At 31.3% G+C, this 17,748-nt stretch carries 17 protein-coding genes; all 17 read right to left on the reverse strand.

Annotated features, from left to right (window positions below; genetic code table 11):
• Positions 1 to 19 precede the first annotated feature (19 nt).
• Complete coding sequence (locus SAUT_RS11085) at positions 20 to 1,036, reverse strand: glycosyltransferase family 2 protein (protein WP_013327296.1); 1,017 nt, start codon at positions 1,034 to 1,036, stop codon at positions 20 to 22.
• Positions 1,029 to 2,453, reverse strand: coding sequence for an oligosaccharide flippase family protein (locus tag SAUT_RS07570; protein ID WP_169302257.1), 1,425 nt, complete (start codon positions 2,451 to 2,453; stop codon positions 1,029 to 1,031). The genes SAUT_RS11085 and SAUT_RS07570 overlap by 8 nt, the downstream gene beginning before the upstream one ends.
• A 4-nt stretch (positions 2,454 to 2,457) precedes the next feature.
• Positions 2,458 to 3,450: a glycosyltransferase family 10 domain-containing protein gene (locus SAUT_RS07575; protein WP_013327298.1), complete on the reverse strand. Its 993-nt coding sequence runs from the start codon at positions 3,448 to 3,450 to the stop codon at positions 2,458 to 2,460.
• Positions 3,447 to 4,433, reverse strand: coding sequence for a CgeB family protein (locus tag SAUT_RS07580; protein WP_013327299.1), 987 nt, complete (start codon positions 4,431 to 4,433; stop codon positions 3,447 to 3,449). Before SAUT_RS07580 ends, SAUT_RS07575 begins: the two co-directional genes overlap by 4 nt.
• Positions 4,434 to 5,762 carry a lipopolysaccharide biosynthesis protein RfbH gene (gene rfbH, locus SAUT_RS07585; protein WP_013327300.1) on the reverse strand — a complete coding sequence of 443 codons (1,329 nt, stop codon included), beginning with the start codon at positions 5,760 to 5,762 and terminating at the stop codon, positions 4,434 to 4,436.
• 5 nt (positions 5,763 to 5,767) lie between these two features.
• Positions 5,768 to 6,694 carry an SDR family oxidoreductase gene (locus SAUT_RS07590; RefSeq protein WP_013327301.1) on the reverse strand — a complete coding sequence of 309 codons (927 nt, stop codon included), beginning with the start codon at positions 6,692 to 6,694 and terminating at the stop codon, positions 5,768 to 5,770.
• Positions 6,691 to 7,611 carry a transketolase family protein gene (locus SAUT_RS07595; protein WP_013327302.1) on the reverse strand — a complete coding sequence of 307 codons (921 nt, stop codon included), beginning with the start codon at positions 7,609 to 7,611 and terminating at the stop codon, positions 6,691 to 6,693. Before SAUT_RS07595 ends, SAUT_RS07590 begins: the two co-directional genes overlap by 4 nt.
• The gene (locus tag SAUT_RS07600) at positions 7,608 to 8,399 is read right to left on the reverse strand and encodes a transketolase (protein ID WP_013327303.1); all 792 of its coding nucleotides are present in this window, start codon (positions 8,397 to 8,399) and stop codon (positions 7,608 to 7,610) included. Before SAUT_RS07600 ends, SAUT_RS07595 begins: the two co-directional genes overlap by 4 nt.
• On the reverse strand, positions 8,399 to 9,499 hold the full coding sequence (gene rfbG, locus SAUT_RS07605; RefSeq protein WP_245534134.1) for a CDP-glucose 4,6-dehydratase: 1,101 nt from the start codon (positions 9,497 to 9,499) through the stop codon (positions 8,399 to 8,401). Before rfbG ends, SAUT_RS07600 begins: the two co-directional genes overlap by 1 nt.
• Positions 9,493 to 10,266 (reverse strand): glucose-1-phosphate cytidylyltransferase, encoded by a 774-nt coding sequence (rfbF, locus tag SAUT_RS07610; RefSeq protein ID WP_013327305.1) that lies wholly within the window; start codon positions 10,264 to 10,266, stop codon positions 9,493 to 9,495. The genes rfbG and rfbF overlap by 7 nt, the downstream gene beginning before the upstream one ends.
• Positions 10,263 to 11,426, reverse strand: coding sequence for a DegT/DnrJ/EryC1/StrS family aminotransferase (locus SAUT_RS07615; protein WP_013327306.1), 1,164 nt, complete (start codon positions 11,424 to 11,426; stop codon positions 10,263 to 10,265). Before SAUT_RS07615 ends, rfbF begins: the two co-directional genes overlap by 4 nt.
• Complete coding sequence (locus SAUT_RS07620) at positions 11,416 to 12,339, reverse strand: GDP-L-fucose synthase family protein (RefSeq protein WP_041675486.1); 924 nt, start codon at positions 12,337 to 12,339, stop codon at positions 11,416 to 11,418. The genes SAUT_RS07615 and SAUT_RS07620 overlap by 11 nt, the downstream gene beginning before the upstream one ends.
• 18 nt (positions 12,340 to 12,357) lie before the next feature.
• Positions 12,358 to 13,506: a GDP-mannose 4,6-dehydratase gene (gene gmd / locus SAUT_RS07625; protein ID WP_013327308.1), complete on the reverse strand. Its 1,149-nt coding sequence runs from the start codon at positions 13,504 to 13,506 to the stop codon at positions 12,358 to 12,360.
• Positions 13,507 to 13,508: 2 nt separating this feature from the next.
• Positions 13,509 to 14,891 carry a mannose-1-phosphate guanylyltransferase/mannose-6-phosphate isomerase gene (locus tag SAUT_RS07630; protein ID WP_013327309.1) on the reverse strand — a complete coding sequence of 461 codons (1,383 nt, stop codon included), beginning with the start codon at positions 14,889 to 14,891 and terminating at the stop codon, positions 13,509 to 13,511.
• A 2-nt stretch (positions 14,892 to 14,893) separates the two neighbouring features.
• Positions 14,894 to 15,202 carry a MarR family EPS-associated transcriptional regulator gene (locus tag SAUT_RS07635; protein WP_013327310.1) on the reverse strand — a complete coding sequence of 103 codons (309 nt, stop codon included), beginning with the start codon at positions 15,200 to 15,202 and terminating at the stop codon, positions 14,894 to 14,896.
• Positions 15,203 to 15,476: 274 nt separating this feature from the next.
• Positions 15,477 to 16,712 (reverse strand): glucose-6-phosphate isomerase, encoded by a 1,236-nt coding sequence (locus tag SAUT_RS07645; RefSeq protein ID WP_013327311.1) that lies wholly within the window; start codon positions 16,710 to 16,712, stop codon positions 15,477 to 15,479.
• Positions 16,713 to 16,718: 6 nt separating this feature from the next.
• Positions 16,719 to 17,681 (reverse strand): UTP--glucose-1-phosphate uridylyltransferase, encoded by a 963-nt coding sequence (locus SAUT_RS07650; protein ID WP_013327312.1) that lies wholly within the window; start codon positions 17,679 to 17,681, stop codon positions 16,719 to 16,721.
• Positions 17,682 to 17,748 lie beyond the last annotated feature (67 nt).

The raw sequence follows: 17,748 nt of genomic DNA on the forward strand, positions 1-17,748 counted from the left end.
AATATCAAAGAATATTTACTCATTTTTCATCTTCCAGATTATTTACTTTTTTAATTAATTTAACAAGTAAAGTTCTGCAGCCACAAAATAAAAGTAACTTAATTAATACTGCATATATGTATATTTTAAATTTTTGTTTATTGCAAAATATTTTATTTAACACTTTAAAGTTCATTAACACTATTTTATCTGATCTTGTTAGTTTACTATTTAAAATCTTATTATTAATGACTAAAATATTATCTTTAAATTTTAAATATTCATAATCTGCTTGATCAAAATTTAAATTACTATATTTATTAAGATATTTTTCTATTACCAAAAACATATCTCTTGGGTTTACCCTTGAAAACTTAGTTCTATAAGAAAAACTAGCTGTAGATATGCGATATGAAATAAGTTTATCAGTAATAAGTCCAATATTTTTTATTTCACTAAATCTTAACCACACATCCAAGTCTGCTGATGTTTTAAATTTTTGTCCGTTCCATGATTTGATTTGATTTTTATAAATATCAACTTTTGCCATTACACTTGGAGTAATTAAAAAATTATCATATTTTAGTATCAATGCAAAAAGTTGTTTAAAATCAAATTGATGATATTTCTTATTTTTCAATTCATCGGGAAAAAACTGTTCACCTATTACATTAGAATTATCATCTATTAAATTTGCTCTTACAAATATAGCTGAAATATCATTTTGAGATAAATATCTGATTTGGTTTTCTACCATAGTTGGACTATATAGATCATCTGCATGAAATATAGCTCCAAAATCACCCTCCAAATTTTCTATACATTTAGTAAAGTTCGCTTCTCCTCCAATATTCTCATTATTCTGATAAACTGATATATTAACATATTTTTCTTCATATCGTTTTAGTATTTTCATACTTGAATCTATAGAAACATTATCAAAGACTTTAATTATTATATTCTCATAAGTTTGATGTAAGATACTATCTAATGTATTTGCAATAGTATCTTCATTATTATAATTAGGAATACATATACATACCAATGGATTATTCAATATTATTTCCTCCTTTGACTAATTCATATAATACATATAAAAAGTAAATTCCAAATACAATCAAAATCATAAGTGCATATATAATATTCTGACTATAGTTATAAAAAAACATACTAATTAAGAATGGAGCACTGTATAAGAAAACTAGAAAAAAGTTTTTAAACTTAAAATAAATATTAAGAAGTTTATTCATACTATCATATAAAACAAGAAAAGAAACTATAGATGAAAGCAACATTGCACTTGGAATATATACCATATAATTTGAACTTTGTACAGCAAATAAAATACCAAAAAATGCCAAAACTGCTCCTATAAAATTAGGAAAAACTAACTTTTTTGTTTTCATTTTAGAATGAGCGGTATTTGCTATCAAATTTGACGACATCCTAAAAAAAGCAATCCAAATACCAAAAATAATATAAATATATGAACTGAAGTATTTCTCATCAACCAAAACAGAAATAATATACAAAGCGAAGAATGAAACAAATATTGATAAAAGGAGATATATTGGTATGATCAAATTCACTATGTTCAACATTGTTTGCGAGAACTTATCTTCATTATTCATGTTTTTATACATTTGAGGATAAATATATTGCATTATTATTGACTCAAAAGCTGAAGAAATTGCAAACGCAATTGACATACCGACTCCAAAATATCCTAAAAATTCTGAACCTACATATTTTTTAATGATTAATGGATATGATTGTGTTTGTATCCAAAAAAACAATGCACCGATAAATAATGGAATAGAAAAGTTCAATACTTTTTTAATACTTTTCTTTGTCAATAATTTATGAGCAATTAAGATGTTAAAATGATTATCTATCTTACATATAAAATACCAAAAAGCCATCAATGATACCACCCCGAATGAAATTGCTTGACCAAAAAACCAAATAACTCCTTCTTTTGAGAATAAATTAATAAGAAAATATGCAAATATCAAAGATAATATCTGAGATAAAACAGTAAACACTACAAAACTAATTCTATGCTCTAACATATTCAACAGAGGAATAATAGTTTGATTCCATGTATGTGCTATTATATATATAAATAGTACAGTACTTAATAACACAGTGTCAATTGAGCCAATCACATGGAAATATTTTAAAATCTCAACCATAACCAATGAAGAAAAAGATAAAAATACTACATAATAATTATATAGATAGAGTACATTAAGGAGATTTTTTTCCATATACCATTGATGAGTCTTCCTATTAATATATTGACCTACTGGTCCGACAAAGAAAAATCCATAAAAACTTGCCAAACTAACTATTAAATAATAATTACCAAGTTCTGAAGCAACTAGATAATAAGTTACAATTTTAATGGCTATAAAAGCAATTAAAACTTGCAAAACTCTACCAATAATTAATACAAAAAGTTCTATATTCAATACATTATACTTTTTTAGTGGCATCTATAATTGTCTCTGCAAAAAACTCACTACTGTACTGATAACTTTTTTCACTATTTAAATAGAATTCTATATTATTCAAGTATTTTAAATACTCTTCATCACTCATATTATAAATAAAATCATAAAGTTTTTCATAGGTATCATATTTTCTTTTATCAATAAAACATTCTTCTGGAATATGTTCTGTTATATTATTTGCGCCCCAGTACACAGGGACACACCCTGCAAAAAAACAATCAAATATCTTTTCCGTAATATATCCCGGTATATCCCTTGCATTTTCGTAACATATTACAAATTTGTATTTTGTTAAAGTCTCTTTTTTAGATTCAACTTTTCCCTTATAAGAGATATAATGTGGTGATATGTTTATCTTATTGAATATAAAGTTAATATATTTATTTGATGAAGTGTATTTATCCCACCCTATACCATAAAAATCAAAATCTTCTATATGGTTTTTCTCAAACCACTTGATTGCTTCAACTCTTTTAGAGTATAACTCCAGAGGATGCACACTTTGCTTATTTCCTGCAATCAATGTACATAATTTCTCTTTTTTAGACAAGTCTTTATTTATATTTTTAACAATTTCTTGAGCGAAATTAAATTTAAAATATTTTTTATTATCCACTATATCATCTTTCCATGTAAAGATCTTATTGAAATAGTGATGTTTTTGCTTATCCCAGTTATCTGGTCGAATAAGTTCACTCTCAAATATTAAAAGATATGATTTGTCAATATCGTTCTGAGTAGATAATATTTTTGGCATTTCATTATAAATTACTATCTCAGAATCTTCTATTGAATTAATATCGTGTGTCGATAAATCATAACCAAGCTCTTCAAACTTCATCTTTAAAAGATAGAATGGATACATACAGTTGTCTCTATTTATAATTTTATCAGATAAATCAAAAAGTCGATTTTTTCCATAAAAATTTTCTACAACTATCGAAGCTTTTTTCATACTATTTGCCCTAAAATATCTCTTAATCTATTTATATATCCATGCTCTTGTACAGCCTTTTCATGTGACTCTTGTTTTATTTCTTCTCTCTCGATATCGTTTTCTAAATAATATTTTATAAGTAACGCAGCTTCATCAACATCGGAATAACAAACTAATTCATTGCCTATATCAAAATAATTTTCTATAGATGGAGCATAATCACTAAGCTGAAAACCATTAAAATAAGGTATCTCAAAATTTCTAGCTTTAATTTGTCTAGCATTTTTTTTACTTCTAAATAATAACGGTATTGCTTTCCAGTAACTCAGTAAATACCTAACATCAAAACTATTGCTATTTCCAATATTTAAATTAATTTTGGATGAAATAAACAACTGATTCATCTCTTCTGCACTTAATGGTCCATTACTCCAACCATTACCAAAAGCTTCGACTTTAATACCTTTTTTTTGTAGAGTTTCGATAAACCATTTTCTATATGGATGAAAACCGCCTACAAAAGTTACATCATATTTATAACCATCGAATTTAGCTATTTTGTGTGTATTGATGGCAGCCCATTGACTGTATATTACATTATTTTGCCCAATAGCTTTATATTTAGGTATAGAATATTTATCCGTTGTAATACAGTAAGTAAAATGAGTTGCGTATTTATAAGTAAAGTCGTCAAATCTCCACTGATCATCACCAAACCAATTTATAGTTTTATATTTAGACTTTAAATAATCTAAAGTTTTTATCTCAAATTGATCTTGATACAGAGAGAAAAAAATCAAATCTGGTTTAACTTCATCTGCGAAGTTTATTAATTTATCATGAATTATATTAGTTTTATCTAAAAATTCATCATAACAGAACATGACCACTTCATGTCCTAACTCTTCAAAAGAATTTTTAAAACCATCAAGCCCAATTATATTTTTTCCACGTGCCTTAATACCATAGTCGTACTGCAAATCTACATATAAAATTTTCATTTATCTTCTTACAAACTCTCGAATTTTCATAATCATATACTCGATAGCTGCATCGCCCATACCAGGATATAATCCTATCCATAAACTGTCATTCATAATTTTATCTGTATGAGTAAGTTCTCCGACAACTCTATAGTCGATTCCTTCTTGCATTGTATCAAAAAGAGGATGTCTTAATATATTTCCTGCAAAAAGATTTCTTGTTTGAATGTTGTTACTCTCTAAACACTCTGACATCTCATTTCTTGTAAAAGTTGCATCATCATTAATTGTCATAAGAAATCCAAACCAACTTGGATCTGAATTTGGCTGAGTTTGAACTAAAGTTAGAAGTTCTAAATCTTTTAAACCATCATATAGTTTTTGAAAATTTTCTTTTCTTTTTTTGACAAAAGATGGAAATTTCTCAAGCTGAGCAACTCCTACAGCTGCTTGCATATCTGATACTTTTAGATTAAAACCAAAGTGTGAGTAAACATACTTATGATCATACCCTTTTGGAAGATTTCCAAAACTCATCGAAAATCTTTTACCGCAAGTATTATCAACTCCACTCTCACACCAACAATCTCTACCCCAGTCTCTCATACTTAGCATAATTTTTTGAAGTAGTGGGTTATCTGTGTAAGTTGCTCCACCCTCTCCCATCGTCATGTGATGTGGAGGATAAAAACTTGATGTTCCTATATCACCCCATGTACCAGTTGGCTTTCCTTCATAAGTAGAACCAAGAGCATCACAGTTATCTTCTATCAACCAAAGATTGTGCTTATCACAAAACTCTTTCACTGCTCTAATATTAAATGGATTACCAAGAGTATGTGCAATCATGACAGCTTTAGTCTTCGTAGAGAGTGCAGCTTCAAGCTGAGACACATCAATATTAAAATGAGTAAGTTCCATATCCACAAAAACAGGAACTGCACCATACTGAACAATAGGAGTAATAGTTGTTGGAAAACCTGCTGCAACCGTTATAACTTCATCTCCACGTTTAACCTGTCTCTCTTTAAGTAAAGGAGAAGTCAGAGCATAAAATGCAAGTAAATTTGCAGAACTTCCAGAATTGACAAGAAAAGACCATCTGACATTTAAAAACTTTGATAACTGTTTTTCAAATTTTTTAGAGTACTCTCCATAAGTAAGCCAAAAATCAAGTGAACTATCTACAAGATACTGCATCTCTGTTGCATCAAAGACACGCCCTGCATAATTTACCCTACTTTGACCAGCAATAAACTCTGCTTCTTGCTTTGGTTTATGTACCAGTTCATAATATTCTTTCGTTTTTTGTAGTATTTCTTGTTTTAATTGCTCTTTTTTTGTCATATTTCTTACTTATCCTTCTTCCACATAGTATCAATTTTTTTAAGATATGGATCATCCACAATTTTCTCTGTATCCAATGTATCAATATTATAACTAAAATAGTCTCGCATTTTTATTATTGCTTCTCTATGAGGTGTGAACTTAAAATCATCTATCTCTTTTAAAACTTTCTCATTATTTGAACTATATTCATTATTGAATCCATCATTTAACACTTTAATCTCAGACTTAAAATCACTCACTTCATTCACTATATTAGCTAAAGTCACCAAATCAATCTTTTGCCCTGTTGTTACATTATATATCTTCTCTTTTGAATCATTATGGATAAACCAATCTATCATCTTCACCAAATCATCAATATAGATATAATCAAAATAAACATTTTTATTGATTACTATTGGTAAATGCAATAAATTTTTCACAATAGCATTTGATATAAATTTAAATCTATAATTTTCATACTCACCATATGCTCCAAAAACACGAAGTTGAACTATATCATCACACTTTTCTATATATTTTGAAGTGATAGATTTATAAAAACCATATTCATCATGCGGTTGTTCTGTTAAATAATCTTCCTCTTTTGCATTAACTATAGGTTTGTGTTTAGCATACTCAGCGCCACTTCCAAATGAGATGATTTTTTTTACATTTTTTTCATGTTTTGCGATATTGAAAAATATCCGAAGATTATATTCCGTAATATTTTTCATATCTGCTACATCTCTTCCACCACCACGATTTGCAAGGTGAATGATGATATCAATTTTATTTAAAAGTATATAAGTATCTACAGCACTTTCATCAGATAAATCCAGCTCTTTACTCGATGGTGTAAAAAGAATGTACTCAGTGTATTCTTTTTGTAGGTACTCTTTTAAATGAGAACCAATAAATCCATTTGCACCTGTTATGAAAATATTCATAATAGTTCCAATATTGTTGTAGTTATATTTTGTGCAGTTAATCCAAATTTATCGCGAATATAGCTTTGGCTTCCAACGTAATGAGAGTATTCATCAGGAAGAGCAAATCGTTTAAATACTGGATTATAAATTGATTCTGCAATATACTCTGAAACAACACTTCCAAGACCACCAATTACATTATGTTCTTCTATCGTAAAAATATGCTTTTTTGTTTTGAGAATCTCAGCTAAGGCAGCATGATCAAAAGGTTTAATTGTATGCATGCTAACCAAATCTGAACAGTAACCTTCTTTCAAAAGTTTATCTTCAACATCTAAAGCAAGATCAGAAGCATTACTTGTAAATAAGATGGCAATTTCACTCTCAATATTTTTTTTAATGTAATTAGCTTTACCTAGTCGAATTTCATTTTTACTATTGCTAATAATCGGTTCACCTTTTTTAGGTAATCTAAAATATATTGGTCCTTGATAATTAATAGATTCTTCCGTAATTCTTTCAACTTCATAAGGATCAGAAGGTGCAAAAACTGTCATATTTGGTAATGCTCTCATAAGTGCAATATCTTCTATTGCATGATGTGTGGCACCTGCTGGACCATATGTAACACCAGCACCAACCCCTACTAATCTCACATTTGTATTCATATAAGCAACATCAACTCTTATTTGTTCAAATGGTCTCATTATAACAAACGGAATAATACTATACACATATACTATCTTACCACTTAGTGCTAATCCAGCAGCAATACTAACTGCATTAGCTTCTGCAATTCCGACATTTAAAAATCTATCTGGATATTTTTCTTCAAACTCTTCTAAAACTGAAAAGCCTAAATCTGGAGTGATAACGAATATTCTACTGTCAGTTTCCGCTAATTTAACTAGTGTTTTTACAAATGTATTTCTCATAACAACTCATTTAAGGCAATATTTAATTGTTCTTCATTTGGTGATTTGTAATGCCATTCAAATTTATTTTCCATATAACTCACCCCTTTACCTTTAATAGTATGTGCAATAATTGCTTTTGGTTGTTTCGAATTTTTTAGTAAGGCACTTTCAATTTCAGAAAAGTTATGCCCATCAATTTCTATAACATCCCAATTGAAAGAGAGTAATTTGTCTTTTAATGGTTCTAAATTAATAACCTCATTTGTCCTGCCATAGCCTTGCAGTTTATTATAATCAATAATTAAAGTTAAGTTATCTAAATGTTTATGTGGTGCAAACATAATTGCTTCCCACACAGAACCTTCATTTAATTCTCCATCACCACAAACAACATAAACATTAGAATCGTTATTATCAATTTTATTTGCTATGGCCATACCAATTCCTAAAGAAAGACCATGTCCTAAGGATCCAGAAGAAACTTCCACACCAGGTGCAGCTTCTTTATCCAAATGTCCTGGTAATTCTCCACCATCTATATAAAAACCCTCTAATAGAGATTTATCAAAAAAATCTTTCTCAGCTAAAGTAGCATACAAAGCTGAACTACCATGTCCTTTACTCAGAATAAATCTATCTCTATTTTTCAAACTTGGATTTGCAGAGTCAATATTCATTATCTTAAAATATAAAACTGTCAATATATCCACTACAGAGAGTGCTGTACCAGAATGTGAAGCATAAGATTTGGCATTCATCTTTACTATCGATTTTCTAATCTCTTTTGCAATTAGTTCTAAATTCATTATAATGTCCACTCTATACTTTTTAATTTTGCATCATTTACATAAGTTAGCAAATCTTCTTTTGTTAACATCTTCTCTTCTTCATAATAAGCTTTATACCACTTTACAGTCTTCTCAAATGTAGTATCACTATCCCAAACATCTTTCCATTTCAAAATAATATGGGCTTTAGAACAATCAAGTTTTAAAAGATTTGCTTCATGAGGTTGATTTTGCTCTCTATTTATTTCATAATCTATTGTTTCCCAATGTTTTTTTACATTTTTCACAACTTCTTCAACGGTTATACTTCCTTCATCACTTGGTCCAAAATTCCAAGCTTCACCAAATGCTACTTGCTCTTCTAGGAGCTTTTGTCCGATATGAAGATATCCACTTAAAGGCTCAAGCACATGTTGCCACGGTCTTGTTGCATATGGATTTCGTATACTGACTTTTTTACCTTGTGAAACTGAAAGCATGATATCTGTCATTAGTCTATCTTTTGCCCAATCTCCTCCACCTATGACATTTCCAGCTCTACATGATGCCAGTAAAGTATTATGAGTTTTTTTATAATCATTTGGATTAAAGTAAGAGTTTCTATAAGAATTAGCTAGTAAATCTGCACAACCCTTCGAAGAGCTATATGGATCATAACCACCCATTGGGTCATTTTCACGATAACCCCATATCCATTCCTTATTTTCATAAGCTTTATCACTTGTGATATTTACGATTGCTTTTACATTGGCATTTCTACAAGCTTCAAATACTTTAAGCGTACCAATGACATTTGTTTCATATGTCTCAATTGGGTTTTCGTATGAGAGTCTAACAAGCGGTTGAGCAGCTAAATGAAATACAATATCTGGTTTATAAGTTTGCATTGTTTGATTTAATTTATCTACATCTCTAATATCACCAATAATAGAAATAATATCTAGATTTAAAAACCCTATATGATTTGGAGTGGTTGGAGCTTCCAAAGAGTAACCAACTACTTTTGCGCCCATTTGATCTAGCCAATATACAAGCCATGAACCTTTAAATCCAGTATGTCCTGTAACTAATACAGTTTTATCTTTATATATATTGGAAAAAAGATTTTGCATTACCATACTTTCCAAGGTGCTATTTTTTCTTTCCATAATTGATTAAGTTTTTGATTGTCCCTTAGAGTATCCATTGGTTGCCAAAAACCATGATGTTTGTATGCAACCATTTTTCCATCAAGTGCTAAATTTTGTAGTGGTTTTTGTTCAAATACACAACTTTCATCTTCAGAAATATAATCAAAAACTTCTGGTTCACATATAAAAAAACCACCATTGATCCATCCTGCCTCTGTTTTTGGTTTTTCAATGAATTTTTTAATATTTTGATTATCATCAATATCTAAATTACCAAACCTAGCTTCAGGTTGAATTGCAGTCATCGTAACAACTTTTTGATGTTCCTTGTGAAATCTTACACTATCAGCAATATTAATATCAGAAACACCATCTCCATAAGTAAGTAAAAAAGATTCGTTCCCTATATATTGTTGAGCTCTTTTTATCCTACCGCCAGTCATGGTGTCTAATCCAGTATCTACTAAAGTTACTTTCCAAGGTTCACTAGTATTATTATGCACTTCCATTTTGTTTGTTTGCATATTAATAGTAACATCACTTTGGTGTAAAAAATAATTTGCAAAATATTCTTTTATATAGTACCCCTTATATCCGAGTAAAATAACAAAATCATTAAAACCATAATGTGAATATATTTTCATGATATGCCATAAAATCGGTTTTCCTCCGATTTCAACCATCGGTTTTGGTTTTAAATCTGTTTCTTCAGATATTCTTGTTCCGTAGCCACCGGCTAATAATACTACCTTCATTTCAAAACCTTTGCTAAATATTTAATTTCATTTTCTAAATCAACCTGAGAATTTCCAACAAAAAATCCGTTTTCATGTAAATAATCTGCATTGCTAAGCTTGTCATGTATTTCATAATCAAAAAATTTCATTACGTCATTTCTTATAAAATTGCCAGTGACTATTGGCCGGCAATCAATGTTATTCTCTTGCAGTTTTTTAATAATATCTTTTCTTTTAAGATTTGATTCTGGTTTTATAATCAGTGAAAACCCAAACCATGAGCTATTGTCAATATTTTTTTGTATCAAAAAATCGGGATGATTTTCAAAAAGTTCTACAAAAAGTTTTGCATTTTTTCTTCTTTGTTCTAAAAAACTTGGTAATTTTTTTAGTTGTTCTACCCCTATGGCTCCACTCATCTCTACTGGTCTTACATTATATCCAGGTAGCACAAACCTGAAAGACTCCTCAAACCAGTCATCACTTTTATTTGAAACTTTGTTTTCTTTTGGAAGGTTTCGAGTCCATCCATGTGCCCTCATAGAAAGTAGTATATGATAAAGCTCTTCATCATCAGTCGTAACAAATCCACCTTCCATTGTCGCCATATGATGAGAAAAGAAAGTCGAAAATGTTCCCATAACACCAAACGTTCCTGCTTGTTTGCCTTTGTACTCTGCTCCCATAGATTCACAGTTATCTTCCAAGATAAAAATATCTTTATCTTTTATAAGTTTATTAATAGCATCAAAGTCATTTGGATTACCAAGTAAATTAACTGCCATAATCATTTTCGTATCATCTGATATAGCTTTTTCTAAAGCATTTAAATCATAATTTAATGTTTCCAAGTCAATATCTACAAATTTAAGTTTTAGCCCGTATTGTTGCAAAGGAAAATATGTTGTTGACCAAGATACAGCTGGTACTATTACTTCATCTCCGCGTTTTAACATAGGGTTATTTGTATAAAAAAGAGCTGCAGTAGCTATAAGATTTGCAGTTGAACCGGAGCTAACCATTACCGCATATTTTCGACCTAAAAATTTAGCAAATTCTTCTTCAAATTGCTTTACACTGTCACCCATTGTAAAAATATCTTTATTTACAACATCCTGTATAGCTTCTAACTCTTTTTCATCCCAAGTAGATGTTGCTAACTGATAACTATTTGTCATTGAGTACCTCTTGTAAGTAATAATTATATATTTTTTCTATTCCATCTTTCAATGATGTTTTATAGCGCCAACCAAACTCTTTTAATTTTGTATCATCTATACGCTTTTGTTTCATTCCTACAGGCTTAGTTAAATCATGTATAAACTCACCCTTATAGCCAATTTCTTCAGCAATAGCTTTATAGTATTCATTAATTGTATAGTCATGCCCCAAACCAACATTGATATTTTGAGGCATATTCTCAAAGTTCTCTAAAGCATAGTAAATAAAGTCAGCTAAATCTTCGGCATACATAAACTCTCGTCTGGCTTCGCCATCTCCCCATATATCAATACTCTGTTGAGAAGATTCTTTAGCATCATGTATTTTTTTAATCACAGCAGGTAGCATATGTGAATGTTTTGGCTCAAATTTATCATATTTACCATATAGGTTACATGGAATTACAGTTTTATACGCATAAGAATTATCTTCTCTATTAATATATTCACAAAGACGAGTAGATGTTATCTTTGCTAGGGCATATCCTTCATTTGTAGGTTCTAATTCACCTTTTAAAATCAACTCTTCTCCAAGTGGATTTATGGCCTCTCTTGGATACATACAAGAACTACTCAAATTTATAAATTTTTTAATTCCTCTTTCTTTTGCACCCATAATAATATTTAATCCCATCTGAGTGTTCTCAACAAGAAATTTTACAGGGTTTGCAATATTTGCCTGAATACCACCTACAATGCCGGCACAATGTATGACAATATCAGGCTTATTCTTTTGTAAGTATTCATCTACACTCAATTTATCGAGTAAATTTAATTCGTTACTTGATGGAGTCAATATCTTATATTTTTTTGACTTATTGTATTCAGCAATATTACGACCAACCATACCAGAAGAACCGGTTATTAACATTTTTAGCAATAATAACCCTTATTCAAAATAATTCATAATGGTATATCCACCATCTTTAAGATACTGTTCTTTCGTCATGAGTTTTAAATCATTTTTCATCATATCATTTACGAGTTCTTCCAGTTTATACTCTCGTTTCCAGCCTAGTTTTTGTTCTGCTTTTGTTGGATCACCTAAGAGCAAATCAACTTCTGTTGGTCTAAAGTATTTCGGGTCAACAGCTACAACTCCATCTCCCACTTTTAGCTTAGAATTTTCAATGCCAAGTTCCTGAAGCCTTTTTGCGTTAATAGATTCAATGATTCCTTTTTCATCCACACCTTCACCAACAAATTTAAGATTAATTCCCACATATTGAAAAGCCATTTTTACAAAATCTCTTACTGCTGTTGTCTCACCTGTTGCTATAACCCAGTCTTCTGGCTTGTCTGCTTGAAGAATCATCCACATCATACGCACGTAGTCTTTTGCATGGCCCCAGTCTCTTTTTGCATCCAAATTTCCCAAATACAGTTTATCTTGTAAACCTAAAGCTATCTTGGATGCTGCACGAGTAATTTTTCTTGTTACAAAGGTTTCTCCACGAACGGGAGACTCATGATTAAAAAGAATACCATTACATGCAAACATTCCGTAAGCTTCACGGTAATTTACTGTAATCCAGTAAGCATACATTTTAGCGACTGCATATGGGCTTCTTGGGTAAAAAGGCGTTGTTTCTTTTTGAGGAGTTTCTTGTACTTTACCAAAAAGTTCAGAAGTTGAAGCCTGATAGATTCTAGTTTTGTCTGTCAGTCCCAATAGTCGTACAGCTTCAAGAATTCTCAGTGTTCCTGTTCCATCTGCATTTGCAACATATTCAGGCATTTCAAAACTAACTGCAACATGGCTCATAGCAGCAAGGTTATATATTTCATCTGGCTGTATTTCTTGAATTATTCGAGTTAAGTTCATACTATCAGTCATATCACCAAAATGAAGAAAAAAGTTCACATGTTCTTCATGCGGATCTTGATATAAGTGGTCTATACGGTCAGTATTAAAAAGTGAAGTTCTTCTTTTGATACCATGGACTATATAGCCTTTTTTTAGTAAAAACTCTGCCAAATATGAACCATCTTGTCCTGTTATTCCTGTTATAAGTGCTACTTTTTTATTATTTTTCATATTTAATCTGTTCCTCTTTTAAAATCATCATCTAGTCTTTCTATGTCATCTTCACCTGTATAGCTTCCGACTTGTGCTTCTATTATAACTAATAGCTCATTAGTATCATTTGAAAGCCTGTGAATATCACCTGCCTTAATGTAAGTAGACTCGTTTTGTTTTAATACAAAAATATCATCGTTTATCGTAACTGTTGCTGTTCCACTTACTACTACCCAGTGTTCATTTCTGTGTTTATGTCGCTGCAATGAAAGCCTTTTGCCCGGTTTTACTTCTATGCGTTTGATCTTATAACCATCAGAATCTTCAAGTATCGTATAAGTTCCCCATGGTCTATGTCCTGTCAAGTGAATATTATGCAGTTCTGTGGTTTTTTTAATTTCACTAACAACTTGTTTTACTTTTTGAGAGCTTCCTTTTTTAGAGATTAAAAGAGCATCACCTGTGTCAACTACTATCATATCATCTACATCAACAGTTGCTATATACCTGTCATTTCCATAAATAAGATTATTTTTACTGTCTATTTGAATGTATTTTTCATTAGTTGTATTGTTATTTTCATCTTTTGGCAGTTCTTCATAAAGAGAATCAAAGCTTCCTACATCCGACCATCTTATATCTGATGGAACTACTTTTACTTTTTGACTTTTTTCCATCACTGCGTAATCAATACTGTCTTCTGGAATGTTTAACATGGCATCGTGTTTTATTCTAATCGTGTTCTTAGACGAAGTTAAAGCCTCATTTGCGAGAGCCTGCTTAGACATTTCGTAGATTTTTGGAGAGTATTTTTTTAATTCTTCTAAAAATATTCCTGCTTTAAACATAAACATACCACTATTCCAGTAATAGTTTCCTGCTTCTAAATATTTTTCAGCAGTATTAAGATCCGGTTTTTCATGAAAAGCTTTCACGGTCAAATCATCAGCTTCAATATATCCGAACCCTGTCTCTGCAGACGAGGGAGTTATGCCGAATGTAACGAGATTATTTTTTTCTGCTAACTCTTTTGCTCTTCGCAATACTTTTTCATATTCTACTTCATCTTTAATGAGATGATCAGATGGAGTAACTAAGACTAGCTCATCAGGCTCAAGAGCCATACATGCAAGTGCAATAGCTGGAGCAGTATTTCTTCCTACCGGTTCTAGTAAATAGCTATTGTGTATTTTCTGCAATTCTTCAAGCTGGTCAAGTGCTAAAAAGTACTGTTCAGAGTTTGAAACTATAAACTGGGAGTCACACACTTTTGAATTTCTCTCTACCGTTAATTGAAATAATGATTTGTCATCAAAAAGTTTTACAAACTGTTTTGGCATAAGTGTTCGACTAATCGGCCAAAGTCTTGTACCATTACCTCCGCATAAAATTATATTTGTCATAACTAGGCCATTCCCTTCATAACTTCCAACTCTCTCTGTAACTCTTCATATTCAGCTTTTTTTCTTTGTATAAAGTTTTTCGTAAGTGCTACTTTTTCTTTGAAGCCTTTTTCTGTGAGTAGGTATTTGTACTGGTTTTTATTTTTGTTTTCAAAAAAATTCTCAGCTTTTATAAGCCCTTTTTCTATAAGGGCTTTTAAGACATAGTTTACTTTTCCTACACTTATGCCAAGTTCATCTGCTAGTGATTTTTGGCTTTTAAGTGTGTCTATATTTCTAAGAACCGAAAGGGTTAATTCTTCGTTGTGCAAATTAGTTTCTCTTTGTAAAATTCAAGTTTTGAATTGTAGCGTATTTTTTGTTTATTTAATGGATTTCAAGTTTGAAAAACGCATGGCCCAGGTTAAAACCTGGGTTCCGAGAAGATTTATGTACTTTACATGTAAAGATGCTCTTGCTCTTCGGAAGCAAGGTTTTAACCTTGCCTTTTAGTCTTTAAAGACGCATAGCCCAGGTTACAGAAAAAAATTTAGTTTTTTTCTAAGTCACGCTTTAGCATTTGAAAACATGGGTTCCGAAAACGTTTTATGATTGCAATTTCTTTTTCAATATCATCTTACCACTTTCCACACCTGGTTGGTCATAAGTATTTATATACATAAACTTGCCGCATAATGATGTTAGTAGTTCATACTCATACATTAGTGATGCAATAGCGCTTTCACATACTCCGTCTATGGTAATGACATCACATGGGATGTCATTTAGATTTTGAATAGCTTCTATGGTTGCATCTGCCTGACTTTTTATGAGTGATGAAAATTCTAAGTCATTGAGGTAGTCTAAATCTTCTAGTCCTTCTAATGTAATAGCAGGAATCTTTAAGTCATTGTCAAAATTTTCTACTTTTATGACGGTTACTGTTTTGTCACGTCTGCCTTCTATTATGAGTTGGAGAAATGAGTGCTGGTCTATGGGGCCTATAATGCCGATAGGTGTGAGTCCTTGTCTTGTATTGTTTATATCTACTTTGCCTAAACTTTCTCCCCAGAGTTGGATGTACCATTTATTAAAGCCTTCAAGCCTAGAAGAGTATGAGAAAACTACGTTAATGTTGAAGCTGTTTTTGTATTCTACTAAGAATCTTGCTTTTTTTAAGAGTCTTGTTCTGACTAATGAGCTTTTTGCCCAGGTTGAAACCTGTGTTCCAAAGATGCCGAAGAAGTCATTATTTGTCTCTTTTGCACCTTTTAGGAGTTCATCTATATTTATGCCTACTATTGCAAGCGGCAACAATCCAACTGCTGAAAAAACAGAAAATCGTCCGCCTACATTTTGAGGTATGTCAAATGTTGTCATTGCATTTGCTTGTGCATAGGTGTTAAGTTTTGAATCGCTTTCTGTGATGATGACAGTATTTGTATGATTACATGTAACCAAAGAATTAACATATTTAAATATGGCCACGGTCTCTACAGTCGTTCCCGATTTTGAGATAACCACAAACAGAGTATCTTCAAGGTCAATATTTTCTATTTTAGATTTGATGTCTATAGGGTCTGTAGTTTCAAGAAAAAAGAGTTTTTTACTTAAGTTTTTGGAGTGTTTGAGGTACTTATATATAGCATAAGTTCCAAGTGTGCTTCCTCCTATACCGATAACTACCACATTGGACTGTGTAACAGTTTTTGCATACTCTTTAAAAGGTGTAGTGTCTTGAAATGGAAGGTTATAGTAACCAATGTATTCTTTTTCTTTAACTATTTCATTAAAAATATCTTCATCTGAAATGGTCGGATTAAAGTTGTGGCTGTATTGCATACTAATTTAGTTCTCACTCTTTTGATAAAAATAATTAGTAGCTTCAACAAAACCATCGACACTGCCGCAGTCAAATCTTTTGCCTTGAAATTTATAGGCGATAACTTTTCCTTGTTTGGCTTGTTCTAACAGTGCGTCTGTTATTTGGATTTCTCCGCCTTTGCCTGGTTTTGTCTCTCTTAATATATCAAAAATATCAGGTGTGAGAATATAGCGTCCTATGATTGCCAAGTTTGAAGGAGCATCTTTGGGGTCTGGTTTTTCTACCATGTTTGTAACTTTAAAAACCCCTATATTAGGCAAGGTTAAAACCTTGCTTCCGATATCATTTTGTAACTTTGTTATACTTTCTTGTGCAGTAGAAACTTTGTTTCCGTCTTGCTCTCGGAACCCAGGTTTTAACATGGGCTGAACTTCATCTGAAATATCCATCTCTTCTACAGCAACCACCCCATATTTGTTCGTCTCTTCTAAGGGCACTTCTTCTACTGCCACAATGGAACATTTATACTTTTCATAAAGCTTCACCATCTGGGAGAGAACGCCCTCTGCTTCATTATCACACAAGTCATCTGCAAGTATAACGGCAAACGGCTCTTCTCCTATGAGCGTTTCACCTGTAAGTATTGCATGACCCAGCCCTTTCATCTCTATTTGTCTGGTGTATGAAAATGTACAGTTTGTGATGACATTTCTTATTTCAGTCAGATAACTCTCTTTAGCTGTGTCTTTTATCTGATGTTCAAGTTCGTAAGAGATGTCAAAATGGTCTTCAATAGCACGTTTTCCACGCCCTGTTACTATCGCCATCGTGCTTAGTCCTGCTTCTATTGCCTCTTCTACACCATATTGTAGCAGTGGTTTAGTTAGTACGGGAAGCATCTCTTTAGGAATGGCCTTAGTAGCCGGAAGAAATCTTGTACCATAGCCTGCAGCGGGGAAAAGACATTTTTTTATACATCTTTGCAATTTGAATACCTTGATTATTTTATTTTGTTTATTATACTCTAAAAAGATTTGTTTTTTATAAATAAAT

The organism is Sulfurimonas autotrophica DSM 16294, from assembly GCF_000147355.1.
GTDB lineage: Bacteria > Campylobacterota > Campylobacteria > Campylobacterales > Sulfurimonadaceae > Sulfurimonas > Sulfurimonas autotrophica.